Source organism: Actinokineospora spheciospongiae, assembly GCF_003182415.1.
In the GTDB taxonomy this organism is placed as follows: domain Bacteria; phylum Actinomycetota; class Actinomycetes; order Mycobacteriales; family Pseudonocardiaceae; genus Actinokineospora; species Actinokineospora spheciospongiae.
In genome coordinates this window covers 583,198-606,007 of record NZ_QHCP01000001.1, presented here as the reverse complement: position 1 = coordinate 606,007, position 22,810 = coordinate 583,198, and the positions used below count along the sequence as shown (strand labels likewise).

The window sequence follows — 22,810 nt, the reverse complement described above, 5'->3', positions numbered from 1 at the left end:
GGTGCGGTGGAGATCCCGGTTGCCCGGATGTCCGGCACAAACCGGCAGAACCATACATCCGTTCCGGCCCACCCACCCATCAGGGTTCCGTAAAAGGTGTTCCGCCCCATCCGACGCCCGCACCGCCACTTTGGGAAATCAACCAATTTTCCATTCTTGTCCACGCGCCCCCGGGCGTATACACCATCATTGTCGGTTCGTCCACAAGATCCCGCCTCCGCACTTTGACTTCCTCTTCACACCACCCCTGGTAGCGCTGCGGGGAGGCAAACAATGTGGCGCCACCCGGTCGGGGCGCCGTCGCGGCAGAGCAAGAAACCCCGAAGGACCGAACAAAAGACCTCCGACCGGAAAGTGATGCCCGGTCGAGTTTTTCCACCCCGGTTCCGAGGTGGGCCCAGCGGCCGGCATCCGGTTCCGGCGGCGTGCGGCCGGGGGAGGTGGTCGCGGTCGTCGATCCGGCCGCTGGAGTCCCTGCCCGGACACCGGGTCCCGACCCGGTGGTTGTCCTGGAGTCCGGTTGGGAATACTCCGCCTGCGGCTGTCCCGGGCGGGGATGCGCGGACAGGGGGATGCGGTGGCCTTCCAAGCGGACGACGGTGTCACGGTCGGCATCGAAGAGGAATTCCTCCTGCTCGACGAGGCGACCGGGCTCCCCGCGCCCCGGTCGGCCGAGGTGCTGGGGCGGGCGCAGTTGACCCGTGGCGCGCTGCACGCGGAGCTGATGCAGACCCAGGTGGAGGTCGCCAGCGGTGTGTGCCGGACGCTTTCCGAGGTGGGGTCCCAGGTCTGCGAGGCGCGGACGGCACTCACCGCGACCGCCGCCGAACTGGGGATGCGCTTGGCGGCGTGCGGTGTGCCGGTCATCGAGGGTGGTGCGGCGGCGGGCTCGGTCGGGCCGCGGTTCGCGGAGATCTTCGAGCGGTTCGGGCCGGTGTTCAGCGACTACCAGGTGTCCGGGTGCCACGTGCACGTCGGGGTCGGCGACCGGGACACGGCGGTCGCCGTGCTCAACCACGTCTCCCCCTGGTTGCCGACGCTGCTGGCCCTGTCGGCGAACTCCGCGGTGCGGTACGGGCGGGACCACCGGCAGGCCAGCCTCCGCGTGCTCGAGCAGGCCCGGCTGCCCGGTTTCGGGCTGCCGCCCTGGTTCGCCTCGGCCGCCGACCACGACCGGCAGGTCGACCGCCTGGTCGACCTGGGGGTGCTCGTCGACGACCGGATGACCTTCTGGCTGGTCCGGCCGTCCGCGCACCTGCCCACGGTGGAACTGCGGGCCGCGGACACCGTGGTCGAGCCCTGGGAGGCGGTGCTCCAGGTCGCCCTGTCGCGCGCTCTGGTCCGCACCGCGTTGACCGAGCTGGCGGCGGGCCGCGAGGGACCCCGGCTCGACCCGCAGGTCGCCGCGGCGTCGGTGTGGGCGGCGGCCCGGCACGGGCTGACCGGGCCCGCCATCGATCCGGTGCGCGCGACCCCCAGCACCGGGCGGCGGCGGGTGGGCGACCTGCTGGACCGGGTCGGCCCCGCCCTTGAGGAGATGGGCGACCTGGCCTTCACCACCGCCGCGGTCGACGTGCTAGTTCGCGCCGGTTCCGGTGCCGACCGGCAGCGGGCCGCGTTGCGCGCGGGAGGTGTCGACCGCGTGGTCGACTGCGTCGTCGCGGGACTGGAGGACCCGATCGCCGCCGTCACCCGACTCGGCGCGGCCGTGAGCACGTGAGCGGGGCGTCACGATGATCACAGCCGTGGCCGCCGCGTCGCGGGTGGGGTGATCGGGGTGTGCCCTCAGGCGCCGTCGTCAGGTCCCAGACCGCTGCGGTACTCGAGGAGTCCTTCGACCCCGCGCAGGAACGTCGCGCAGATGGGTTCCGGGTCGGTCAGGCAGCCCGCGGCCATGGCGCCGTCGCGCAGCATGGCGAAGTGCCTGCCCGCGGGTTCCGGATCGGGCTTCCCGGTGTCGGTGAAGAGTTCGGTGATCGCGGCCAGGAACCACCGCCGGTGCCCGAGCACCGCCCGGTGGACCGGGTGGGCCGGGTCGGGGTACTCGGCGGCGGCGTTGAGGAACGCGCAGCCCCGGAAGCCGGGGCCGCGGATGTCGTCGGCGATGGACCGAGCGACGGTCCGGATGACGTCTTCGGGGAGCGCGTCCTGGGACCGCGCGGCGTCCACGCGCGCGCGGATCGCCTCGTCGGCCAGGGTCAGGTAGGCGACAACGAGGTCGTCCTTGCCCGGGAAGTGCCGGTACAGCGTCGCTCGGGTCACCCCCGCTGTGGCGATGATGCGATCGATGCCCACGGAGTGGAGCCCTTCGGCGTAGAACAACCCGCTGGCCGTGCTGAGCAGGCGCGCCCGTGCTTCCGACATCCACCTCTCCTTCCCGAGTTCCGCCTCGACGCTAGCAGACAGAACGATCGGTCTTGACATGGACGGAATCGTGACCCAAGGTTGAGTAGACCGATCGTTCTATCCACCTGATGTGGCCGAAAGAGAAATCCGATGTCGACTTCCACCCACACCGACGCCACCGGCACCGCGGCTGATGTCGCGGGCACGACCACGGGATTGCGGAACCTGTACTACGCCCGCTTCGGCTTCGCCGTCGTCTGGGCGGGCCTGGTGGTGCTGACCGCTTCGGCGCTCACGCCGGTCAGCATCGCCCTGCTGGTGGTCTACCCGCTGTTCGACGTCGCCGCGGCCGTGGTCGACTTCCGCTCCTCGGGCACCGCCCGGCCGCGGGTGCCGCTGTACGCCAACATGGCGCTGAGCCTGCTCGCCGCCATCGGGTTGGCCGTCGCCGTCACCTCCGGCATCCCGGACGTGCTGCGGGTGTGGGGTGCCTGGGCGATCACCGCGGGCATCGTGCAGCTCATCGTGGCGGTCCTGCGGCGCGGGCTCGGCGGCCAGTGGGCGATGGTCCTCAGCGGCGGCATCTCCGCCGTCGCGGGCACGAGCTTCGTCGTCCAGGCCGCTGGTGCGGGCGCGTCGCTCACCACCGTCGCCGGGTACGCGACGCTGGGCGGTGTCTTCTTCCTGGTCTCGGCGATCCGCCTGCACCGCCGCGCGGCCGGGTGACCCGGTCAGCCGATCAGGATCTGCGGTGAGAGCACCTTGAGCATGGCGTTGGTCCACTTGAGCTGGCGCAGGGTGTCCGGGTGGCAGCGCTGGGCCAGTGCGAGCAGGTCGAGTTCGCGCGCCGCCTGGGCGGCCTGGGCGAGCAGTTCCCAGTCCACCGACAGGCCCGCGGTCGTGCGGTGCAGGGCGCGGAGGTCGCGCAGGAGGAGCAGCCCCGGTTCGGGGCGGTGGACGGCGAGTTCGCTGATGGTGGTGCGCAGCGGGGCCAGCAGGCCGGGGCGGTCGGCGCTGTGGGCGTCCAGGCCCAGGCCGCGGCTGCGGGCGGTGGCGGCGAGGTCGCGGACGTGCCGCGCGGACCACTCGGCGAGGTCGAGGGCGACGTGGTGGACCTCGTGCTCCACCCTGTGCCGCTCGGCCGCCCGGCGGAGGTTGCGGGCCAGCGCGGTCTCGGCGCGGTGCAGTTCGCGCAGGACGAGGTTCAGCTTCACCGGGCACCGCCTGCGGTCTGCTCCGCCGCGTGGGTTTCCTGGACCGTGGCGGCCGGGCCGCCCGTGGTGGCGGGAACGGTCGGGTCGAGCGGTGTGGCCGCGCCGGTGGTGGGGGCGGCCGCGGGGCGGTCGCCCGCGGCGATCCGGGTCAGCGCGGCGGCGGCGGTCTTGAAGAGGGGTTGCTTCGACACCGGGTCCCAATCGGTCATGGTCAGCTCGTTGGCCGCGCGGTGGTGCTCGCGGTCGCCGTCCGGTGGCGCCTCGGTGTCCCAGTAGCCGTAGTGGAAGGGGAGGAACAGCACGCCGGGCCGGATGGCGGACACGCGGGCGTGGGCGCGGACCGACCCGCGCGGGGTGCTCACCTCCACCAGGTCGCCCTCGGTGACGCCGTGCGCCTCGGCGTCGGGGGCGGAGACCTCAACCCACACCTCGGGGGCGGCGTCGCGCAACTGGGGGGTGCGGCCGGTCTTGGTGCGGGTGTGGAAGTGGTAGACGGTGCGGCCGGTGATCAGCGACAGCGGGAACTCCTCGCCGGGGCGCTCGTGCGGCGGGACGTAGTCGGCCGCCTTGAGCATGGCCTTGCCGTCGGGGTTCATGGCCCGGTACTCGGTGGCCTCCATCGGAGCGCCGGTCACCAGGTCGCGGCCGTAGTTCTCGCAGTAGTCGGGTGCGGCGAAGAACTTCCCGTCCGCGTAGAGGCGTTCGGTGCCGTCGGGGTGCTCGGCGTTGCACGGCCACTGCACGCCGCTGCGTTCGGCGAGCATGTCGTAGTCCAGCCCCGAGTAGTCGCACGGCCTGCCCGCGCTGGCCCGCTGCCAGGCGGCGAACGCCGACTGCGGGTCGTGCCACGGCGGGAACCGCGCGCCGTCGCGGTCGCGGAAGTCCATGCGGCGGGCGTAGTCGAGGAAGATGTCCAGGTCGGCGCGGGCTTGCCCGGGTGGGTCGACGGCCCGGCGGGACAGGTGCACGGTGCGGTCGGCGTTGGTGAAGGTGCCGGTCTTCTCCCCCCACGCGGCGGCGGGCAGCACGACGTCGGCCAGCTCGGCGGTCTCGGTGCGGAAGATGTCCTGCACGACCAGGAACAGCCGGTCCTGGCCGAGGATCGACCGGACCCGGGCCAGTTCGGGCAGGGACACGGCGGGGTTGGTGGCGCTGACCCACAGCATCCGCAGGGAGCCGTTCTCCGCGTAGCGCAGCATCTGCATGAGGTGCGTCGGCGGCGAGAAGTGCGGGATGGCGTTCGCGTCGAGGTTCCACAGCTCGGTCAGGTCCGCCACGTGCGCGTCGTTGTTCCAGTTGCGGAAGCCCACCAGGTCGCCGTCGGCGCCGCACTCCCGGGTGTTCTCGGCGGTGGGCTGGCCGTTCATCTGGAGCACGCCCGCGCCCGGCTTGCCGATCATTCCGCGCAGCAGGTGCAGGTTGTTGACCTGCACCGCGGCGGCGGTGGCCTGGTTGGACTGGTAGAAGCCCTGGAGCACGGTGGACAGCAGGCGCCGGGCGCCGCCGAGGACGCGGGCGGCGTGCCGGATCTCCTCGGCGGGCACGCCGCAGATCGCCGCGGCCCGCTCGGGCGGCCACTGCCGCACCTGTTCGGCGAGGTCGGCGAAGCCCACGGTGGACCGCTCGACGAAGTCGTGGTCGACCCGGTCGTGCGCGACGACCTCGTGCAGCAGGCCGTTCATCAGGGCGACGTTCGTGCCGGGCAGCGGGGCGAGGTGGACGGTGGCGGCGCGGGCGACCGCGGTGGTGCGCGGGTCGACGCAGACCAGCAGCGGCGGGTTCGGCCCGGCCAGCCGGTCGAGCATCCGGGACCACAGCACGGTCTGCGTCTCGGCGACGTTGTGGCCGAACAGGGCGATCACGTCGGCGTGGTCGACGTCGGTGTAGGAGCCGGGCTGGCCGTCGCAGCCGAAGGACTCCTTGAGGGCGGCCGCGGCGGTGGCGGTGCACAGCCGGGTGTTGCCGTCGACGTGGTTGGTGCCGATCGCCCCGTGGGCGACGGCGGCGAGGGTGTAGTACTCCTCGGCGAAGAGCTGGCCGCTGGTGTAGAAGCCGATCGAACCGGGGCCGCGGTCGCCCAGCAGCGCCCGGCTGCGCTCGACGACCCGCCCCATGGCCTCGTCCCAGCTCGCCTCGACCAGCCTGCCGCCGTCGCGGACCAGGGGTGTGGTGAGCCGGTCGGCGGAGCGGTTGGCCTGCCAGGCGAACAGGTCCTTGGGGTCGAGCCTGCCGTGGTTGACCCGGTCGTCGGCCCGGCCGCGGACCCCGACCACCCGCCCGTCCTTGACCGCGAGGTGCAGGCCGTCGCCGTTGGAGTGCAGCACCGAGGCCGTGGGCACCCACTCGTCGACGTCGTCGGCGGTCACCCCGTCGGCGAGCCGGGTGTCCACCCGCGTGGGCCACCGCTCCCCCGGCCCGTAGGGCGTCCTGGTGCCCCACGGCTCGGCGATCCCGTCGCGGCTGGGCATGGCGCGGCTCCTCGTCCGGTGGTCCGACGGGGTTGCGGTACCCGACGCGGCACGGGCCAAACGCGGTGGGAGCCGCCCGGTCGGATGACCTCCGCCGCCGGGGCGGGTTGACCGGGTCGGGAACGGGTAGTCGGGGGCCATGGCGACTCGTGATCTGCTGTCCTCGGTGGAATCGGTGCGGGCGTTGGACCGCGTGGCCGACGTGCTCGGCCGGGTTCGGCTGCCCGAGGCGGTGGAGGCGGCGCTGCGCGGGCGGTTCCTCGGGCACCCGGTGCACCCGATCCTCATCACGCTGCCGGTGGGCACGTGGACGGCAGCGGCGGTCGCCGACTTCCTGCTGCACGACGACGACACGGCCCGCAAGCTGGTGGGCATCGGGCTCGCGGCCACCCCCGTCGCCGTGCTGACCGGGCTGGTGGAACTGGCCACGGTCACCGACCCGCGCGGCAGGCGGGTGGGGGCGCTGCACGCGCTGACCAACGCGACGGCCACCGCCTGCTTCCTGGCGTCGTACCGGGCGCGGCGGCGCGGTGCCCGCAAGGCCGGGGTGACCTGGTCGGTGCTGGGCCTGACCGCGATGAGCGCGGGTGGCGCCCTCGGCGGGCACCTGGCCTACGCGCTGGGCGCGGGCGTCCGCCGGGAGAGCTGATAACACGCCCGGCCGCGTCCCGCACAGCGCGAGGAGTGGGCTTCCCCACGTTGCGCGATCCCGGTTCCGGTGGTCCGACCCTCGAATGTCCTGTGTGGAATCGGACCTGCGTCGCACCCGTGTCGAGAGAGGTGTTACACGGGTGTTTCTCAGCGTCGTTGCGGGGTAAACAGCGCCGGGCGACGAAAGAGGAGACGGCCATGACCACAATGGATCTCACCCCCGACGAGCTTGAGCCGGAGGGTCTTCCCACGGCGGTGTTGCGGCTGCCCGGTGTGTACCGGCCGCAGGAGGACACCAGGTTGTTGACCCGCGCGATCGCCGCTGCGGGGGTGCGCCCCGGCGCCCGGGTCCTGGACCTGTGCACCGGGACCGGCGCGCAGGCCGTGGCCGCCGCCAAGGCGGGCGCGGGGTCGGTCACCGCCGTGGACCTCTCCCGGCGCGCGCTGGCCGCGGCCTGGCTCAACGGCGTGCTGAACCGCGCCCCGGTGCGGGTGCGCCGCGGCGGCGTGTCCAGCGTGCTCAGGTCGGGGCCCTACGACGTGGTGGTGGCCAACCCGCCCTACGTGCCGTGCCCGAGGCCCACCACCCCGTCGACCCGGGCCTGGGACGCGGGTCCGGACGGGCGGGCGGTGCTCGACGAGCTGTGCCCCGCCGCGGCCGGGCTGCTGCGGCCGGGTGGTTTCCTGCTGCTGGTCCACTCCGAGGTCGCCGACGTGCCCCGCTCGCTGAGCCAGCTCCAGGCGGGCGGGCTGCGCGCGGAGGTCGTCTCCCGGACCAGGGTGCCCTTCGGCCCGGTCATGCGCGAACGGGCGCCCTACCTGCGCGAGCGCGGCCTGCTCGGACCGGACGAGGACACCGAGGTCGTCACGGTGCTGCGCGCCGACCGCGTGGCGTGACCCGATCGGGCACGCCCCGCACCCCAATGGGTCGATGATCGGCGCCACGCCCGGAATGTTGTCGTTTGCCCCATCCCCGCTGGGTATACCGGGGCATGGGTTCACGGACCGAGCGCACCCCGGGTGCGCCGCACCGCGGCGGCGCGGGCGGCGCCCCGGGGTTCGACGCGGTGGGGCGGGGAGTCGACCTGGGTTGGCTCGGGCCGGTCGGCGACCTCGGGGAGCCCGACCGGGCGCACCGCGGTCGCTTCGCCATGATCCCGACGACGGCCCTCGGCCGCGCGCTGGGGCTGTCCGGGCGCGCGGTGCGGGTGGAGGTGGACGACCGCCGCGTCCTGGTGCGACTGGGTCCCTGGCGGCTGAGCAGGCCGTGCGAGCTGCTGGCCGAGGTGGGCGGGCGCCCGCGCGGCCCCGCCGCCGTGGCCGCCGCGCTGTTCGCCGCGGTGTGTGGCCGCGACCACGTGGTGTGCGTGCGCTTCCGCCACGGCGTGCGGGGAGGGCGCGGACCCCGCACGATTGTGGTCGGGGTCGACGACCCGAGGGGGTTGACCCGGATGCTCCGCCAGCACATCGAGGCGCGCGAGGTCGGCACCGCGGCGGGCACCGGCACCAGGTCATGACGGAGGTTCTGTGAGGTTCACCGGCGAGGCGGCACCGAGGGCGGTCCACAGGTCCGCGCACGAGGATTTCCCCGGGTGGCACCGCCGGATCCGGGCGGAGGCCGCCGACCACGTCCGCGACTTCGTCGTCCGCCGGGCCGCCGAGCACCTCACCCCGGAGACCGAGGTGATCGGCCGGGTGCTGACCGACTTCGTCGGCCGGGGCAAGTACCTGCGGTCGACGTTCGTGCTGGCGGGCTGGCTGTGCGGGGCGGCGGAGACGCCTGCCGCGCTGCGGGCCGCGGCCAGCGCCGAGCTGCTGCACTGCTTCGCGCTGATCCAGGACGACGTCATGGACGAGTCGGCCACCCGCCGGGGCAGGCCCGCCGCGCACGTGCGCTTCGCCGACTGGCACCGCCGCTGCGGCCTGACCGGGTCGGCGGAGCGGTTCGGCGAGTCGGCGGCGGTGCTGGCGGCGGACCTGTGCCTGGTGTGGGCGGCGCAGATGCTGCGCGAGAGCGGGCTGCCCGCCGACGCGGTCAGCAGGGCGCTGCCCCGCTACGACTGGCTGCGCGCGGAACTGGCCGTGGGCCAGTTCCGGGACCTGGTGAACCAGGTGGCCGAGGAGCCGTCGCTGGGCGAGGTGCTGGCCGTGGCGCGGGCCAAGTCCGGGCACTACACGGTGCGCAGGCCGCTGGAGCTGGGCGCGGAGCTGGCGGGCTGCGACCAGGAGGTCATCGGCGCGCTGGGCGAGTACGGCGACGCGATCGGCGAGGCGTTCCAGCTGCGCGACGACCTGCTCGGCGTGTTCGGCGACCCGGCCACCACCGGCAAGCCCCTCGGCGACGACCTGCGGGCGGGCAAGGCCACCAGCGTGGTCGTCGTGGCCCGCGACCTGGCGACCCCGGCGCAGCGCCGCGAACTGGACGGGCTGCGCGGCGGCGCGTCGGCCGACGAGGCCGAGCTGCGGCGCTGGGTGCGGCTGATCGAGGGCACCGGGGCCCGCGCGGAGGTCGAGCGGCTCATCGACGAGCGGCTGCACCGGGGGGTGGCCGCGCTGGCCGCCGCACCGATCCCGGTGGTGGCCCGCGACCACCTGACCGGTCTGGCGCTCGCGTGCGGCGAGCGCGGCCGGTGAGCACGGTCGACCGGACCGGCACCGGTCCCACCGGCACAGCGGGGAACAAGGCGATGGGGGACGGCACATGCGCGCGGTGAACGGCAGGACCGATCGGGTCGTGGTGGTCGGGGCCGGGCTCTCCGGGCTGTCCGCCGCGCTGCACCTGGCCGGGCGCGGTCGGGAAGTGACGGTGCTCGAACGCGACCGGGTGCCCGGCGGCCTGGCCGGGCGGCACGACGTGGACGGGTACCGGGTGGACACCGGGCCCACCGTGCTGACGATGCCCGACATCCTCGACGAGACGTTCGCGGCGGTGGGCGAGTCGGTGCGCGACCGGCTCGACCTGCTGCCGCTGACCCCGGCCTACCGGGCGCACTTCGCCGACGGCTCGCGGCTGGACGTGCACAGCGACGAGGCCGCCATGACCGAGGCGGTGCGCGCCTTCGCCGGTCCCGGGGAGGCCATGGGGTACCTGCGGCTGCGGCGGTGGCTGCGCAGGCTCTACGAGGTGGAGTACGACCGCTTCATCGCGGCCAACTTCGACTCGCCGCTGTCGCTGGTGACCCCGACGCTGGCCCGGCTGGTGGCGATGGGCGGGTTCGGCAGCCTGGAGCGGGCGGTCGGCCGGTTCCTGACCGACGAGCGGCTGCGGCGGGTGTTCAGCTTCCAGTCCCTCTACGCGGGCGAATCCCCGCACCGCGCGCTCGGGGTCTACGGGGTCATCGCCTACATGGACACCGTGGCGGGCGTGCACTTCCCGCGCGGCGGGATGCGGGCGGTCCCGGACGCGCTGGCCGCCGCCGGGGTGAGCGCCGGGGTGCGGTACCACTACGGCAGCGAGGTCGACCACCTGGAGCGGCGCGGCGACCGGGTCACCGCGGTGCGGACCGCGGCGGGCGAGCGGTTCGAGTGCGACGCGGTGGTGCTGGCCACCGAGCCGAACACCGCCTACCGGCTGCTCGGCCGGGCACCGCGCAGGCCGACCCGGCTGCGGTCGTCGCCGTCGGCGGTGGTGGTGCACCTGGGGACCACGGCGCGCTGGCCGGACACCGCGCACCACTCGCTGTCCTTCGGCGGGGCCTGGCGCGGCACCTTCGACGAGATCATCCGCCGGGGCACCACGATGAGCGACCCGTCGCTGCTGATCACCCGGCCGACCGCGTCCGACCCCGGGCTGGCGCCCCCGGACCGCGACCTGCTGTACCTGCTGGCGCCGGTGCCGAACCTGGAGGTGGGACGGGTGGACTGGGAACGCGACGGCAAGGCCTACGTCGAGGAGGTGGTGTCCGTGGCCGAGCGCAGGCTCTTCCCCGGGCTGGCCGCCTCGGTGGAGGCGGTGCACACGGTCACGCCCACCGACTGGGCGGCCAGGGGCCTGACCGCGGGCACGCCGTTCAGCTACGCCCACTCGCTGACCCAGACCGGGCCGTTCCGCCCGTCGAACTTCCCCCGCCACAGCGAGAACGCGGTGCTCGCCGGGTCGGGCACGGTGCCGGGGGTGGGCGTGCCCACCGCCCTGGTGTCGGGGAGGCTCGCCGCCGACCGGGTCACCGGTCCCCGATGAGCGCGCGCGAACTCGACGCCGCGGGCATCACCGACGAGTCGCTGCGCCTGGCCTACCGGCGCTGCCGGGCGCTCAACGCCCGCCACGGGCGCACCTACTTCCTGGCCACCCGGCTGCTGCCGCGCGACCGGCGCTCGGCGGTGCACGCCCTCTACGGCTTCGCCAGGTGGACCGACGACCTGGTGGACGAACCCGGCCCCGGCCCGGTGGACCCGGCCCGCGACCTCGACGCCGCCGCCGACCTGATCACCGAGGGGTTGGCGAGCGGCACCTCCGCGCACCCGGTGGTGGCCGCGGTGGCCGACACCGCCCGCCGCCACCGGCTCGAAGCCCGGCTGTTCACCGCGTTCCTGCACTCCATGCGGATGGACCTGCACGTCACCGACTACCCGAACCGGGCCGCGCTGGCCGAGTACGTGCACGGCTCGGCGGAGGTCATCGGGTTGCAGGTGCTGCCGGTGCTGGGCACGGTCGTCCCCCGCGAGGAGGCCGCCCCGCACGCGGCGGCCCTGGGCGAGGCGTTCCAGCTCACCAACTTCCTGCGCGACGTCAGCGAGGACCTCGACCGCGGCCGGGTGTACCTGCCCGCCGACGAACTGGCGTCGTTCGGCGTGGACCGCGACCGACTGCTCTGGTGCCGCGACCGGGGCCGCACCGACGACGCGGTGCGCCGCGCGGTCATCCACCAGTCAGCGGTGATCCGCGACGTCTACCGGGTGGCCGCGGCGGGCATCCCGATGCTGGACCCGGTGTCGCGGCCGTGCGTGGACACCGCGCTGGTGCTGTACTCCGGCATCCTCGACCGCATCGCCGAGCAGGACCACGACGTCTTCGCCGCCCGCGCCACCGTGCCCCGACCGCAGCGGGCCCGGGTGGCGGGCACGGCCCTGGCCCGGGCCTGGTGGGCCCGCCAGGGAGCGGGCAGGCCGGGCGTGTCACCGCGGCTGGACACGGCCTGATGGCGAACCCCCGAACCGAGAACCAGGAGTTGTCGATGAGCCGCTCACGCAGTCCGCTGACCCACGCCGAGGTGCCGGGGGCGTTCGACGCCGCCGCGGGCACCTACGACCGGCTCGTGGGCAGCAACCCCGGTTACCACGAACACCTGCTGGCCTCCGCCGAGGCACTGGGCCTGCCCGACGGCGGCGCGGGCCTGCGGATCCTCGACGTCGGCTGCGGCACCGGCGCTTCGACCGCGGCGCTGCTGCGCGCCGCTCCCCAGGCGGAGATCGTCGGGGTCGACGCGTCGGGCGAGATGCTGGCCGAGGCGCGGAAGAAGGACTGGCCGGACACGGTGAGCTTCGTGCACTCCAGCGTCGAGGACCTGCCGGACGCGCCGATCTCGGGGACGTTCGACGCGGTGTTCGCGGCTTACCTGCTGCGCAACCTGGCCGACCCGGACGCGGCGCTGGTGACGTTGCGCGGGCTGCTGCACGCGGGGGGTGTGCTCGGGGTGCACGAGTACGTGCGCGGGGCGGACGCGGCGGCCCGGGTGCGGTGGAACGCGGTGTGCTGGGCGGTGATCATCCCGATGGGGCGGGTGCGCGGGGGTGACGCGACGCTGTACCGGCACCTGTGGCGGAGTGTGAACGAGTTCGACGATGCCGCGGGGCTGGCTGGGCGGTTGCGGCGGGCGGGGTTCGGGGAGGTGCACGCGACCAGCGCCGGGGGGTGGCAGAAGGGGATCGAGTACACCTTCGTCGCTCGGCCCTGAGCACCCGGCTGCTTGGTCAGGCGGTCGACGACTGGGCCCACAACGAAGAACGCGACCACACCGCGGGCAACGGCGTCGACGCGAGCCTGACCGACCCGGCGGAGTCGCTGTTCTCCCACTGACTGACCCCTCGACTCCTCCGGACGGGGACAAATTCCCCGGGTGGCTCAACGGTTGTTGGGCTGTTCAGGTGGTGGCACCTGATTTCACGGCGCAACGGTACGACCTACCGGAACACTCGTGTTGTGCCCGCCTCTTCCGTCGAGCCTCTCTCGCCTCTGCGAGCCGTGTTGCCCGCAGACGTGAGAGTCGTGGTGGCCGATGCCCACGCGGTGGTGCGCGTCGGACTGCGGGCGGCGCTCGGCGATGACCTCGTGGTCGCGGAGGCGGGTGACCTGGCGGAGTTGGTGGCGGCGGTGCGGGCGCATCGCCCGGATGTCGTGCTGCTCGGGTTGCCGCCCGACGCCGCGGTGGTCAGTGCCGTCATCGCCGCGCTGCCCGGCGTGGCCGTACTGGTGTTCAGCTCCCGTGATGACCCGGTGACGGTCTCGGCCGCGCTGCGGTACGGGGTCAGGGGGTTCCTGGGGCGTGACACACCACCCGTGGCCATCGCGAGCGCGGTGCGCGGCGTCGCGGCCGGTTGGGCGGTGCTCACGCCCGCCGCCGCGAACAACTTGGCGGATGTGGTGACGGCGCCGGTGCCGTTCCCGCTGCTGACCGGGCGGGAGCAGGCGGTGCTGGAGCTGTTGACCGAGAAGACGAAGCAGCGCAGAACGGGGACACGACGGTGGGCGTCAGTCCTGGTCGCTTCCTCGACTGTCCTGATGGGGCTGGTCGTCGGGGCAGGCACGGCGTCGGCGGCGTCCTACAACGGTGCCTGCGGCGGTGGCTACAGGGTGATCGACTCGTTCGGAGTCAGCGGCGGGACGGTCTTCCTCACCTACAACGGTTCGACGAACTGCGTGGTCACCGTGCGCAACTCGTCAGGCGCGGCGGTGCCCATGAACGCGTGGATCAAGAAGTCCAGCAGCTCGACGTGGATCGAGGACCCCGGCAGCTTCACCAGCTACGCGGGCCCCGTGAGGGTGTCCGCACCCGGCGTGTGCATCGACTGGGGCGGCGGCATCGCGAGCTCCAGCCACACGGAGTGGAACGACCACTGCGGCTGACCGCCGCTGGGGGTTGACCGTCCAGGAAGGGCCTTGCCCGCCGGTGCGGTCCTTCCTGCGGTGTCCGGCGTGCGGCGGTCGGGCAGGCGGCTTCGGGGTGGTCGACTTGCTGTGCGGACCGGACTGGGGGTGATCGCGGTCGGGTCAGCTGTGGTGTCGGGTCAGCTGTGGTGCTGGTTCGGTTGTGGTGCGCAGGGCGTAGCGGCGCTCGGCGTAGGCGAGGTCGTCGCGCCAGAGGCGGGCGGCGCCCCAGCGCATCAGGGGGCGCAGGAGTGGGGCCACGCGGGTGGCGGTGGTGAAGCCGGGGCGGTCTGAGGTGGCGATGACCGCTTCGGTGACCGAGGTCCGGGCGCGGCCGTCGGGGCCGTCGGGCAGCGGGGTGGCGTGGGTTTCGACCACGCTGCCGATGCCCTCCCCGGCGGTGATGCGCATGACGACCGTGCGGGGTTCCGGGCAGTGGAACTCCGCACGGACCGGGACGCCCAGGCGGGCGCCGAGCAGGTAGGTGACGTCCACCAGGAATCGGTCGTCGGCTTCTTCGACCACGTTCGGCCCGGGGGCGTGTTCGACGGTGAGGCGGGCGAAGGCGTACGGGTGGAACCAGGAGCCGTGCCAGGGGTCGAGCCGGTTGGCGATGATGTCGCCGGGTTCGCAGGTGCCCGTGGCGGTGGCCACCGCCGCGATGGCGGCGGCGGGGTCCGGGCGTTCGGGCAGCACGGGGGCGGGCAGTGGGGTCTCCCCGCCCAGCCGGTCGAGCCGGACCCAGACCAGGACGCCGTCGTCGTGGGCCGGTAGGGGGCTCCAGCCGAAGCCGCCCTCGCGGTCCAGGGGCATCCCGTGCCAGCGGCACCGCAGCGTGCCGCACTCCACCTTGCCCTCGGCCAGCGGCGCGCCCAGGTGCGGGCAGGCGCCCGGGCCGACCACGAGACCGCCGTCGGCGGCGCGCCAGGCGACCAGCTCGACCGGGCCGACGTGGGTCCCGAAGGGACGGTCGGGGCGGATGTCGGTGCTGGCGGCGAAGACGAACCAGTTGCCCGACGGGCGGGCGGCGGCGCGGGCGGCTGCGGCGTCGATCAGGGCGGGCTTGGCCTCCCGGAACGTCGGGTGCTGCCGGGACCAGGACCGCCGGGCCAGCGGGCGCACCGGCACCGCGTCCGGCCACCGGTCGCGCAGCGCGTCGAGCATGGACATCCTCTGTTCCTCCTCCGTCGAACCTCGCGGTCCCGCCGATCTCACTCCACCGCCTGCCGCGTCGCCCGCACGCTGAGGGCGACCCGGTACCCCAGGAGCACCAGCACGTGCAGCAGGTACATCCACAGCGCCAGGGCCACCGCCTCCCCCGCCGTGCCGATGCCCCCGAACGGGACCGACCAGTCGAGCGGGAAGCTCAGGAACAGCAGGAAGCCGTGCAGGAAACCCGACACCACCGCCCCCGTCCCGAACCCGCAGGCGACCGCGGTCAGCGCGGGGAGTTCCGCAGGCGAGTGCACCACATACACGACCGACAGGCACACCGAGACCACCAACCAGTCCACGTGGAAGGTCGCGATCACCGCCCACACCGGGTCGAGACCGCCCCCGGTGTAGAGCGGGGCGACGGCCGGGGCGGTGACCAGCAGCAACACCGCCAGGACCGGGCTCAGCACCACGATCGGCAGGAAGCCGAACCGCCCCTTCCACCCCACGAGCGCCCCCGGCGGGGAGTGGGCGACCTGCCGCATGGCCCGGCGCAGCCCCTCCCCGTAGAAGGTGGCGGGCGGCAGCGCGACGAGCAACACCCACCACGGACTGCCCAGCGCCGCCTCCACCAGCGCCCGCAACCCCTCCCGGCCGTCGTGGTCGTCGGGCAGCGCATCGACCAGCGCGGAGACACCATCCACGGTGAACCGGTCGGAGGTGAGCAGGGCCGCCCCGCGCAGGGCGAGCAGCAGCACCGGCACCGCGGCGATGCAGGCGAAGAACGTCAACCCGGCCGTCCACAGCGACAGGTCCCGCCCGCGCAGGGTACGCAGGGCGTGGCGGACGACCCGGCGCGACCGGTCGAGCACTCGGGTGGTGGGGAACACCGGGGCGGTCATGGGCGGTGCGTACCCGTTCTCAGCGCGCCCCCACCACCACGCCGTACGGTGAGGCGGTCTTGGTGGGGAGGAACACGGGTGAACGAGCGCGAAGAAGCGGTCGCGGGTTGGTCCCGGTTGCACGGTACGGACGTCTCCGGGAACGCCCTGGCGGTGGGCTGGCTGCGACTGGTGCACCGCTGCGCCCACCCGCTGCGGCGGGTGTCCCCGGACGTGCTGTCCGCGCTGGGCGTGCTGACGGCCTGGGCCGCCGTCGCGGTGACGGCCCAGGGTGGGCGGTGGCCGCTGGTGGCGGTGGCGCTGGTGGTCCTCACCGGCCTGCTCGACGGCCTCGACGGGGCGGTGGCGTTGATCACTGGCCGGGCCCGGCCGCTGGGGGCGGTGGTGGACGCCGTGGCCGATCGCCTGGGGGACCTGGGTTTCGTGGCGGTCCTGCTGGCGCTGGGCGCTGACCCGGTGTGGTGCGCGGTGATCGCGGCGGCGGTGTTCGTGCACGAGTACGCCCGGGCGCGCGCCCAAGGGGTGGGCATGACTGGCGCGGGGGTGGTGACGGTGGCCGAACGGCCGACGCGCGTCATCGTGACGGCGGTGATCGCGGGGGGCGCGGGCGCGTTCCCCGGTGGGACGCCGGGGTTGGGGTGGTCGTGGGCGGCGGTGGGCGTGGTGCTGTGGCTCGGTGTCTCGGCCGTGGGTTTGGTCCAGTTGGCGGTCGGCATCACCGCCGCCCTGCGCGGACTGCCCTGGCCCGAACAGGATTCGCCCCCCGCCCGGGCAGACGAGCCGAGCTGATCAAGCGGCTCGACGGCCCTCGACGCGGCAGTGTGGCGCGGCGCCCACTCGGCCCGGCGCACCTCGGCCCGAACGGCAGCCGGGATCATCGGCGCCCGGTGTGGTCCACCCCGGCTCGGGCGAGGCGGAGGGCTGCTCATCGCGCCGCCAGTCGTCGGCCGGTGATCGGGCGGCCCTTCCACTCCAGGGTTCCCGCGCGCCTGCCGCGCCAGGTGCGGTGCAGGAGGACCAGCACCACCCCCGCCGAGACCGGGTGGGCCCAGGCGTCCGGCCACACCCGGCCGCCGGTGCGGCGGGCGGCGACGGCGCGGCTGGCCACGGCCGCCAGGTAGCCCACCAACCCGGCCCGGGAGCCGAACAGCGCGGCGACCGGCGGCAGCAGGTACAGCCACCCGAACACGGCGGCGAACACCGCGGCGGCCAGGGGTGAGCCGGTGGCCGACCACAGGGACTTGGTGTAGCCGTCGCGGAGTTGGGCCCAGTCCTCGTACATCCGGCACTCGGCGACGGCGCTGCCGTCGACCGCCGCGGTGCGACCACCGCTGAGCCGGACCCGGCGGGCCAGGGCCATGTCGTCGAGGACGGCGTCGGACACCGATGCCCAGCCGCCGCAGCGGCGCAGGGCGGTGGCGTCGACGACGAGGAACTGGCCGTTGGCCGCCGCCAGCGAGGGGCGGGTGGACTTCTCGGCCACGCGCATGGGCAGCGACACCACCAGCGACCACGGCAACAGCGGCTGCGCCAGCCTCGGCCCCCAGCCGTCGGCGAGTTGGCGGGGGAACGGGGAGACCAGGTCCAGGTCGGCCGAGCGCAGGGACCACACCGCGGACGCGATCGCCTGGTCGGTGAAGACCACGTCGGCGTCGACGAAGACCAGCACGTCCCCGGTGGCCTCGGCGGCGAGTTGGGCGCAGGCGTTCGGCTTGCCCAGCACGCCCTCGGGCGGCGGGGTGCCGGTCAGCAGGCGCACCCGGGGGTCGGCCCCGCAGACCGCGCGGACCACGTCGGCGGTGCCGTCGGTGGAGCCGTCGTCCAGGACCAGCAGTTCCAGGTCGGCGACCCCGCGCTGGGCCAGCAGGGAGCGCAGCGTCGGCTCGACCCGGTGGGCCTCGTCGCGCACCGGGAGCAGCACCGACACGCGCTCGGTGCAGGGTGGCGGGTCGGTGGGCGCGGAGCGCATCAGCCTGGCGTTGACCACCGAGTGCACGGCGCCGCCCACGGCCACGGCGGCGGCCGCGGTGGTCCAGGGTGCCCTCACCGGCGCCGCCGGGCAGCCGCGAGCGCGGTCCCCTGCCGCCACACCGACCGGGCGAACGGGAGCGCGACCGCGCCCATCAGCACCCCGCCGACCAGGGCGACCCACGGCCTGCCGAAGAAGAACGCGTGCGCCCAGACCGAGGACCCGTAGGTCCACAGGTACAGCAGCGGCGCGGGCCCCACCCGCAGGTCGAGGTCGGTCGGGCGCTCCGGCAGCGACCGGTGCAGCAGCGCGATCATGGTGACCGCGACCACCAGCCACCCGGCGAAGTTGGTCAGCGGGATGCCCTCGACCCCCGGCAGCGCGGGCGTCGGCGAGGCCCAGGACCAGTGCCCGGCGTCGACCATCTGCGGGTCGAGGAACACGTCCCAGGACGCCAGCGCCCAGCCGCCCACCAGCGCCACCGCCCACCAGCGGCGGCCCCCGACCAGGGCGCGGCCGACCAGCAGGGCGGGCCAGGCCATCATCACCCAGGCCAGCGGCACCACCAGCGGCACGCCCGCCACCGACCACCCGAGGTCGCCGCGGTAGGCGTACTCGCCGAACGGGAACCCGGTGTGGCTGCCCAGCACCTCCACGGCGAGGCCGCCGACCCCGGCGAGGCCGAGCAGCGCCAGCACCCCCCGCGCGCCCTGCCGGGAGGCGGCGTCGAGGACGGAGGCGGCGGCGAAGGCCACCACCGTGAGGATCGTCCACGGGATGCGCTGGCCGGGGTCGGTCCGGGAGTAGAGGATCTGGCACAGCACCGACGCCGCGCCCAGCACCGCGGCCGCCACGGGCAGGACCCGCGCGCGGACGGGGGTGGGCGGCCGACCGGTGCCGCGCGAGACGAACATGGCGTCGAGCCTAGGGGCCCGACCGCCGCGCGGCACGGTGACCGACCGCCCGCCGGTTCATCCGGCAGGGGGTGCGCGGCTGCGCCAGACTCTGGGACATGCTGCCGTTGTGGTCCTCGTCGTCGACCCCGGGGCGGGATCGTTCCGCCACAAGGATTCCCGGTCCCGCGGGCAGGCCGGACACCGGCCACCTCGACCGACAGCCCAGGGTCGCGGTCGTCGGCGGCGGGATCGCCGGGGTCAGCGTGGCGGTGGGCCTGGCCGAGCGCGGGGTGGCGGTGACCCTGCTGGAGCGCGAGCCGGACCTCGGCGGCCGGGTCACCGGGTGGACCGGCACCCACGCCGACGGCTCCCCCGCCACCATGACCCGCGGTTTCCACGCCTTCTTCCGCCAGTACTACAACCTGCGCGCGCTCCTGCGCCGGGTGGACCCGGACCTGGCCATGCTGCGCCCGGTCGCCGACTACCCGCTGCGCCACGACAACGGGACCGCGGAGAGCTTCGCCGGTCTGCCGCTGACCCCACCGTGGAACGTGGCGTCGTTCGTGCTGCGCAGCGAGACCTTCACCGCACGCGACCTGGTGCGGATGAACCCCGCGGCGGCGGCGCAGCTGTTCGACGTGTCGGTGCCGGGGATCTACGACGCGCTGGACGCCGTCGACGCGGACACGTTCCTGCGCGACATCGCCTTCCCGGAGGCGGCGCGGCACCTGGCGTTCGAGGTGTTCTCCCGCAGCTTCTTCGCCCACCCCGGCGCCCTGTCGGCGGCGGAGCTGGCCACCATGTTCCACATCTACTTCCTGGGCTCCAGCGAGGGCCTGCTGTTCGACGTGCCGAGCGACCCGTACCCGATCACGCTGTGGGGCCCGCTGCGCGCGTACCTGACCGGGCTGGGCGCCACCGTGTGCACGGGGGTCGAGGTGGAGTCGGTGGGTCGCGGCCGGGACCGCCGCCACCGGGTGCGGGCCTCGACCGCGCTCGACGGCGAGTTCGACGCGGTGGTGCTGGCCGCCGACACCGCCGGGCTGCGCGGGCTGGTCGAGCGGTCCACCGACCTGGGCGACCCGGGGTGGCGGCAGCGGATCGCCGGGTTGCGCACCGCGCCGCCGTTCCTGGTGAGCCGGTTCTGGCTCGACCGCCCGGCCCGCCTGGACCGCGCCGCGTTCCTGGGGACCAGCGGGTACCGCTACCTGGACAACATCAGCGTGCTCGACTGCTTCGAGGGTGAGTCGGCTGCGTGGCGGGAGCGGACTGGGGGCTCGGTGGTCGAGCTGCACGCCTATGCGCTTGAGCGGGACCCGGATCTGGATCAGGTGGTCCCTGCGCTGCTCGCTGAGGCTGAGGCGGTGTATCCGGAGCTGCGTGGTGCCACGGCGGTGCACACCGAGCACGTGTTGCGGGATGACTGTCCGCTGTTCGCTCCGGGGACCTTCGCCGATCGACCTGCTGTGTCCACATCAGATCCCACGGTGGTGCTCGCGGGGGATCTGGTGCGGGTGGAGCTGCCTGTGGCGTTGATGGAACGGGCTGCCACCACCGGGTTTCTGGCAGCGAATGCGCTGCTTGACGGGTGGGGCGTGCACGGTCACGACCTGTGGACGGTGCCCAATCGGGGGCGCTCGTCGGTGCTGCGCCAAGGGGCTCGTCGGGGACGCCGCTCGCGCACCCCGGCCGAGGCCCACGCGGCGCCCGGGACGGCCACGGCCTGATCAGTCCCGGACCTCGCCGAGCAGTCACACCGCTCCCACGGCCGTCACTGCTCGGCGGGAATCCCTTCCGGACGACCGGTCGGAGCACCCGCGCGCCGGGCGATTTCGAGGTCGATGGCTGTGGCGTCGATGCCCCGGTCGGCCAGCAGGGCATCCAACTTGGCCTCCACGCGGTCGCCGCCTTCCCGCGACTGCGAGGAACCCCAGTGGTACAGCAGGGCCAGCCCCATGGCCTGCCACACCAGTTGCAGGAATTCCGACTGCCAGTTCTCGAACGTCGACGAGAAGAACTGCGGCAAGAACTCCGCCCAGGTGAAGACGGCACCGTGTTCCTCGGCGTCGTTGGCCACCTCGATCATCTGCATGACGAACTGACCAACCCAGGACAGCAGGAACAGGGCCGCGGTGATGAGGGCGAACGAGTACGCCTTGCGGAACGGGGGCCTGATCGCCCGATGGGTTGCCGCAGTCATGGGAAGACCTCCACGGACGCCGGGCCCGGCCGTCGATCCGGCCGGGACTGATGCTGCGGCGTACCCGTTCGCCCGATGCTCAACCCAACTCCGGTCGGGTTGACTCGACCGGATCGACTCGGCGGGGCACCCTGGGAACGACACCTCCGATCGGCGCGGTGGGCGGCCTCCGGCACGGGATCGGGAAGAACCCGCGTGCGCGCCCACCACACACCGGGCCAGGCGCCGCCCTTCCGCCACTACCGCGTGGCCACCCGGCTGCGGCGCCTGCCCGCGGGTGCCGGGGGCAGGCTGTCCGGCGACCGGCGCGCCAGGTGCAGTTCGTTGTGCTGCTCTCGCACGACCAGACCGGTGTCGGGGGGTGGTGCGGTTCCCGCGCGGAGGAACACGACGTCGGGCGCGACCTCGTTCTCCGCCGCCATCGCCGCCAGCGCCGCCGGGTCGGGCTGCCTGCCGGTGCCGTGGTGCGGGTCCGGGAGAGCGGTCAGGTCCAGGGGCGTGAGTTCGGGCAGCGGGGCCGGGGTGATCCAGGCGGTGCGGCCGGGCAGGCACAACCCGGCCAGCAGGGCGACCGACCGCCTGCGCGCCGGGTCGTTCCCGCCCAGCACCACCGCTTCCCCCTCCTGCACCCGCCACAGGAGGTCCGCCTCGGCCGGGTCGGGGTCGATCCCGAGCAGGTCGGACGCCGCGAGGGTGGTGAGGGGATCGCTGTGGCCGCGTCGCACCGGCCAGCGCGGGTAGGCGGGCAGCGGCCAACTGTAGGGCAGGTCGTCGGGTACGTCGTCACCGAACAGGGGGCGGTAGTGCGCCGGGTCTTTGCGCAGCAGTGCGGATTGGTGGCTGCGGTGCAGGTCCGGGTCGCCCAGCCACGGGGGCAGTTGGCCCGTGGCCGCCAGGTCGTGCGGGTCGGGCACTTCGCCGTCGGTGAAGGCGAGCACTTGGGCGGAGACGGAATCGGCGTGGCCCAGCGCGGTCCACCGCTCGCACACGGCCAGGCCGTAGAGCGCCAGGGCGGGGGTGAAACCGCGCCACATGGCCACGGCCGGGTGGTTCTTCCAGCCGTAGACCGGCCACACGAGGGCGCGCAGGATCTGGACCGTTTCCACCCTCTGCTTGCCGAGCCTGCCCCGGTCGAGGGTGGCGGCGCTGGCGGTGAAGTCGGGGTGCGGGAGGAATGTCTGCACGGGCCGTCAGGTCCGGGTCCGGGCGACCGGGGCGGGGTGACGCCGGGGTGGTGGCGGGGTGGGGCGCACTGCGTGGTCCTCTCGTTCTCGGTGCGTTGGTCCGCACCGGGGGTGTGGCTCGGCGCGGGCCATCTGTCGCGGTCAGCCCTCGGCGGTGCGCTTCAGCCAGTCGTAGATGAGGTGCAGCAGGTCCGCGCCGGTGACGACCGTCAGGCCGACCGCGACGAGCCGGGCGCTCTTGGGGGCGACGACCAGCCCGCCCAGCAGCGCGGTGCTGGCCCAGACTGCGGCGCAGAAGGGGCAGGTCAGCAGCTCACCCATGGCGTGGCTGTGGCCTTGGGCGGTGACGCTCTCGTTCACCTCGCCCGCCCCCGCCGACCCCTCGAAGCGCGTCAGCGGCGCCCGCAGCGGGCTCATGATGGCGTCCTTGGTGAGCATCCTGCTCGCCTTATGCGCGGCGACAGCGGACAGCGCGATGTCCGACGCGGCATAGCGCTCCGGCAGCCGGGCGCCCGTGCCCCGGCCGATCAAGACCAGTCCCCCGACCGTGGCGGCGTAGGTGCCGAGTGCGGACAGGTAGCCCGCCAGTGGTCGGTCATCGCCGTTGTCGTAGCGCGCGCGGATCGTCAGCGCTTTGGTCTTGATGGTGTCGGTGATGCTCACCCGGCCGGTATGCCCACTTTCGACCGCGCCGACACCACGCGCGCGCTCCCCTGCCCGGAAGCGTGCGGCGTCCCCGTC

Annotated in this window: 23 protein-coding genes; 13 read left to right on the top strand and 10 right to left on the bottom strand. The window is 74.1% G+C overall.

Annotated features, from left to right (window positions below):
* The first annotated feature begins 577 nt into the window (after positions 1 to 577).
* Complete coding sequence (locus DFQ13_RS02600; protein ID WP_233438228.1) at positions 578 to 1,720, top strand: carboxylate-amine ligase; 1,143 nt, start codon at positions 578 to 580, stop codon at positions 1,718 to 1,720.
* A gap of 65 nt (positions 1,721 to 1,785) precedes the next feature.
* Here the strand turns inward: DFQ13_RS02600 and DFQ13_RS02595 are convergent, their stop codons facing one another.
* A complete protein-coding gene (locus tag DFQ13_RS02595; protein ID WP_110078638.1) occupies positions 1,786 to 2,364 on the bottom strand; it encodes a TetR/AcrR family transcriptional regulator in 579 nt (192 codons plus the stop codon).
* A 132-nt stretch (positions 2,365 to 2,496) separates the two neighbouring features.
* Between DFQ13_RS02595 and DFQ13_RS02590 the strand changes: the two genes are divergently transcribed.
* Positions 2,497 to 3,072 (top strand): hypothetical protein, encoded by a 576-nt coding sequence (locus tag DFQ13_RS02590; protein ID WP_110078637.1) that lies wholly within the window; start codon positions 2,497 to 2,499, stop codon positions 3,070 to 3,072.
* 5 nt (positions 3,073 to 3,077) lie between these two features.
* Here DFQ13_RS02590 and DFQ13_RS02585 read toward each other — a convergent pair whose 3' ends face one another.
* Positions 3,078 to 3,560, bottom strand: a complete 483-nt coding sequence (locus DFQ13_RS02585) for a hypothetical protein (RefSeq protein WP_035290414.1) — start codon at positions 3,558 to 3,560, stop codon at positions 3,078 to 3,080.
* On the bottom strand, positions 3,557 to 6,028 hold the full coding sequence (locus DFQ13_RS02580) for a molybdopterin oxidoreductase family protein (RefSeq protein ID WP_110078636.1): 2,472 nt from the start codon (positions 6,026 to 6,028) through the stop codon (positions 3,557 to 3,559). The genes DFQ13_RS02585 and DFQ13_RS02580 overlap by 4 nt, the downstream gene beginning before the upstream one ends.
* A gap of 139 nt (positions 6,029 to 6,167) precedes the next feature.
* Here DFQ13_RS02580 and DFQ13_RS02575 point away from each other — a divergent pair, with 139 nt between their 5' ends.
* The 9 genes from DFQ13_RS02575 to DFQ13_RS34685 all read left to right on the top strand — a co-directional run bounded on the left by DFQ13_RS02575 (position 6,168) and on the right by DFQ13_RS34685 (position 13,742).
* On the top strand, positions 6,168 to 6,677 hold the full coding sequence (locus DFQ13_RS02575; RefSeq protein WP_110078635.1) for a DUF2231 domain-containing protein: 510 nt from the start codon (positions 6,168 to 6,170) through the stop codon (positions 6,675 to 6,677).
* 200 nt (positions 6,678 to 6,877) lie between these two features.
* The gene (locus DFQ13_RS02570) at positions 6,878 to 7,576 is read left to right on the top strand and encodes a methyltransferase (protein WP_233438227.1); all 699 of its coding nucleotides are present in this window, start codon (positions 6,878 to 6,880) and stop codon (positions 7,574 to 7,576) included.
* 95 nt (positions 7,577 to 7,671) lie between these two features.
* A complete protein-coding gene (locus tag DFQ13_RS02565; RefSeq protein WP_110078633.1) occupies positions 7,672 to 8,196 on the top strand; it encodes a hypothetical protein in 525 nt (174 codons plus the stop codon).
* A gap of 10 nt (positions 8,197 to 8,206) precedes the next feature.
* Positions 8,207 to 9,313: a polyprenyl synthetase family protein gene (locus DFQ13_RS02560; protein ID WP_110078632.1), complete on the top strand. Its 1,107-nt coding sequence runs from the start codon at positions 8,207 to 8,209 to the stop codon at positions 9,311 to 9,313.
* A gap of 67 nt (positions 9,314 to 9,380) precedes the next feature.
* The gene (gene crtI, locus DFQ13_RS02555) at positions 9,381 to 10,859 is read left to right on the top strand and encodes a phytoene desaturase family protein (RefSeq protein ID WP_110078631.1); all 1,479 of its coding nucleotides are present in this window, start codon (positions 9,381 to 9,383) and stop codon (positions 10,857 to 10,859) included.
* A complete protein-coding gene (locus tag DFQ13_RS02550; RefSeq protein WP_110078630.1) occupies positions 10,856 to 11,818 on the top strand; it encodes a phytoene/squalene synthase family protein in 963 nt (320 codons plus the stop codon). The genes crtI and DFQ13_RS02550 overlap by 4 nt, the downstream gene beginning before the upstream one ends.
* A 35-nt stretch (positions 11,819 to 11,853) precedes the next feature.
* The gene (locus DFQ13_RS02545) at positions 11,854 to 12,573 is read left to right on the top strand and encodes a class I SAM-dependent methyltransferase (protein WP_110078816.1); all 720 of its coding nucleotides are present in this window, start codon (positions 11,854 to 11,856) and stop codon (positions 12,571 to 12,573) included.
* A complete protein-coding gene (locus DFQ13_RS34325; protein WP_219994229.1) occupies positions 12,531 to 12,695 on the top strand; it encodes a hypothetical protein in 165 nt (54 codons plus the stop codon). Before DFQ13_RS02545 ends, DFQ13_RS34325 begins: the two co-directional genes overlap by 43 nt.
* A gap of 180 nt (positions 12,696 to 12,875) precedes the next feature.
* Complete coding sequence (locus tag DFQ13_RS34685) at positions 12,876 to 13,742, top strand: response regulator (RefSeq protein WP_146241047.1); 867 nt, start codon at positions 12,876 to 12,878, stop codon at positions 13,740 to 13,742.
* A gap of 144 nt (positions 13,743 to 13,886) precedes the next feature.
* On the opposite strand, the gene DFQ13_RS02535 is transcribed toward DFQ13_RS34685, so the two are convergent.
* Both DFQ13_RS02535 and DFQ13_RS02530 read right to left on the bottom strand, forming a co-directional pair.
* A complete protein-coding gene (locus DFQ13_RS02535) occupies positions 13,887 to 14,933 on the bottom strand; it encodes a DUF5914 domain-containing protein (protein WP_110078628.1) in 1,047 nt (348 codons plus the stop codon).
* A gap of 41 nt (positions 14,934 to 14,974) precedes the next feature.
* Positions 14,975 to 15,820: a YhjD/YihY/BrkB family envelope integrity protein gene (locus DFQ13_RS02530; protein WP_110078627.1), complete on the bottom strand. Its 846-nt coding sequence runs from the start codon at positions 15,818 to 15,820 to the stop codon at positions 14,975 to 14,977.
* A gap of 78 nt (positions 15,821 to 15,898) precedes the next feature.
* On the opposite strand from DFQ13_RS02530, the gene DFQ13_RS32915 reads away from it, so the two are divergent.
* Positions 15,899 to 16,609: a CDP-alcohol phosphatidyltransferase family protein gene (locus DFQ13_RS32915; RefSeq protein WP_181399800.1), complete on the top strand. Its 711-nt coding sequence runs from the start codon at positions 15,899 to 15,901 to the stop codon at positions 16,607 to 16,609.
* Positions 16,610 to 16,745: 136 nt separating this feature from the next.
* Here DFQ13_RS32915 and DFQ13_RS02520 read toward each other — a convergent pair whose 3' ends face one another.
* Positions 16,746 to 17,867, bottom strand: coding sequence for a glycosyltransferase (locus DFQ13_RS02520; protein ID WP_233438226.1), 1,122 nt, complete (start codon positions 17,865 to 17,867; stop codon positions 16,746 to 16,748).
* On the bottom strand, positions 17,864 to 18,703 hold the full coding sequence (locus DFQ13_RS02515) for a carotenoid biosynthesis protein (RefSeq protein WP_052020829.1): 840 nt from the start codon (positions 18,701 to 18,703) through the stop codon (positions 17,864 to 17,866). The genes DFQ13_RS02520 and DFQ13_RS02515 overlap by 4 nt, the downstream gene beginning before the upstream one ends.
* Positions 18,704 to 18,801: 98 nt before the next feature.
* On the opposite strand from DFQ13_RS02515, the gene DFQ13_RS02510 reads away from it, so the two are divergent.
* Positions 18,802 to 20,412 (top strand): FAD-dependent oxidoreductase, encoded by a 1,611-nt coding sequence (locus tag DFQ13_RS02510; protein ID WP_110078625.1) that lies wholly within the window; start codon positions 18,802 to 18,804, stop codon positions 20,410 to 20,412.
* 44 nt (positions 20,413 to 20,456) lie between these two features.
* On the opposite strand, the gene DFQ13_RS33505 is transcribed toward DFQ13_RS02510, so the two are convergent.
* From DFQ13_RS33505 to DFQ13_RS02495, 3 genes are all read right to left on the bottom strand, one after another.
* Complete coding sequence (locus tag DFQ13_RS33505; RefSeq protein ID WP_052020831.1) at positions 20,457 to 20,885, bottom strand: DUF6766 family protein; 429 nt, start codon at positions 20,883 to 20,885, stop codon at positions 20,457 to 20,459.
* A gap of 239 nt (positions 20,886 to 21,124) precedes the next feature.
* Complete coding sequence (locus DFQ13_RS35745) at positions 21,125 to 22,069, bottom strand: MSMEG_6728 family protein (protein ID WP_063935906.1); 945 nt, start codon at positions 22,067 to 22,069, stop codon at positions 21,125 to 21,127.
* A gap of 141 nt (positions 22,070 to 22,210) precedes the next feature.
* Positions 22,211 to 22,732, bottom strand: coding sequence for a DUF1360 domain-containing protein (locus DFQ13_RS02495; RefSeq protein ID WP_052020832.1), 522 nt, complete (start codon positions 22,730 to 22,732; stop codon positions 22,211 to 22,213).
* Between the last annotated feature and the right edge of the window lie 78 nt (positions 22,733 to 22,810).

Coding starts and splice junctions, on each gene's coding strand:
- DFQ13_RS02595 (WP_110078638.1), bottom strand. CDS start 2,364: ATGTCGGAAGCACGGGCGCGCCTGCTCAGCACGGCCAGCGGGTTGTTC.
- DFQ13_RS02590 (WP_110078637.1), top strand. CDS start 2,497: ATGTCGACTTCCACCCACACCGACGCCACCGGCACCGCGGCTGATGTC.
- DFQ13_RS02580 (WP_110078636.1), bottom strand. CDS start 6,028: ATGCCCAGCCGCGACGGGATCGCCGAGCCGTGGGGCACCAGGACGCCC.
- DFQ13_RS02575 (WP_110078635.1), top strand. CDS start 6,168: ATGGCGACTCGTGATCTGCTGTCCTCGGTGGAATCGGTGCGGGCGTTG.
- DFQ13_RS02570 (WP_233438227.1), top strand. CDS start 6,878: ATGACCACAATGGATCTCACCCCCGACGAGCTTGAGCCGGAGGGTCTT.
- DFQ13_RS02565 (WP_110078633.1), top strand. CDS start 7,672: ATGGGTTCACGGACCGAGCGCACCCCGGGTGCGCCGCACCGCGGCGGC.
- crtI (WP_110078631.1), top strand. CDS start 9,381: ATGCGCGCGGTGAACGGCAGGACCGATCGGGTCGTGGTGGTCGGGGCC.
- DFQ13_RS02550 (WP_110078630.1), top strand. CDS start 10,856: ATGAGCGCGCGCGAACTCGACGCCGCGGGCATCACCGACGAGTCGCTG.
- DFQ13_RS02545 (WP_110078816.1), top strand. CDS start 11,854: ATGAGCCGCTCACGCAGTCCGCTGACCCACGCCGAGGTGCCGGGGGCG.
- DFQ13_RS02535 (WP_110078628.1), bottom strand. CDS start 14,933: ATGTCCATGCTCGACGCGCTGCGCGACCGGTGGCCGGACGCGGTGCCG.
- DFQ13_RS02530 (WP_110078627.1), bottom strand. CDS start 15,820: ATGACCGCCCCGGTGTTCCCCACCACCCGAGTGCTCGACCGGTCGCGC.
- DFQ13_RS02515 (WP_052020829.1), bottom strand. CDS start 18,703: ATGTTCGTCTCGCGCGGCACCGGTCGGCCGCCCACCCCCGTCCGCGCG.
- DFQ13_RS02510 (WP_110078625.1), top strand. CDS start 18,802: ATGCTGCCGTTGTGGTCCTCGTCGTCGACCCCGGGGCGGGATCGTTCC.
- DFQ13_RS33505 (WP_052020831.1), bottom strand. CDS start 20,885: ATGACTGCGGCAACCCATCGGGCGATCAGGCCCCCGTTCCGCAAGGCG.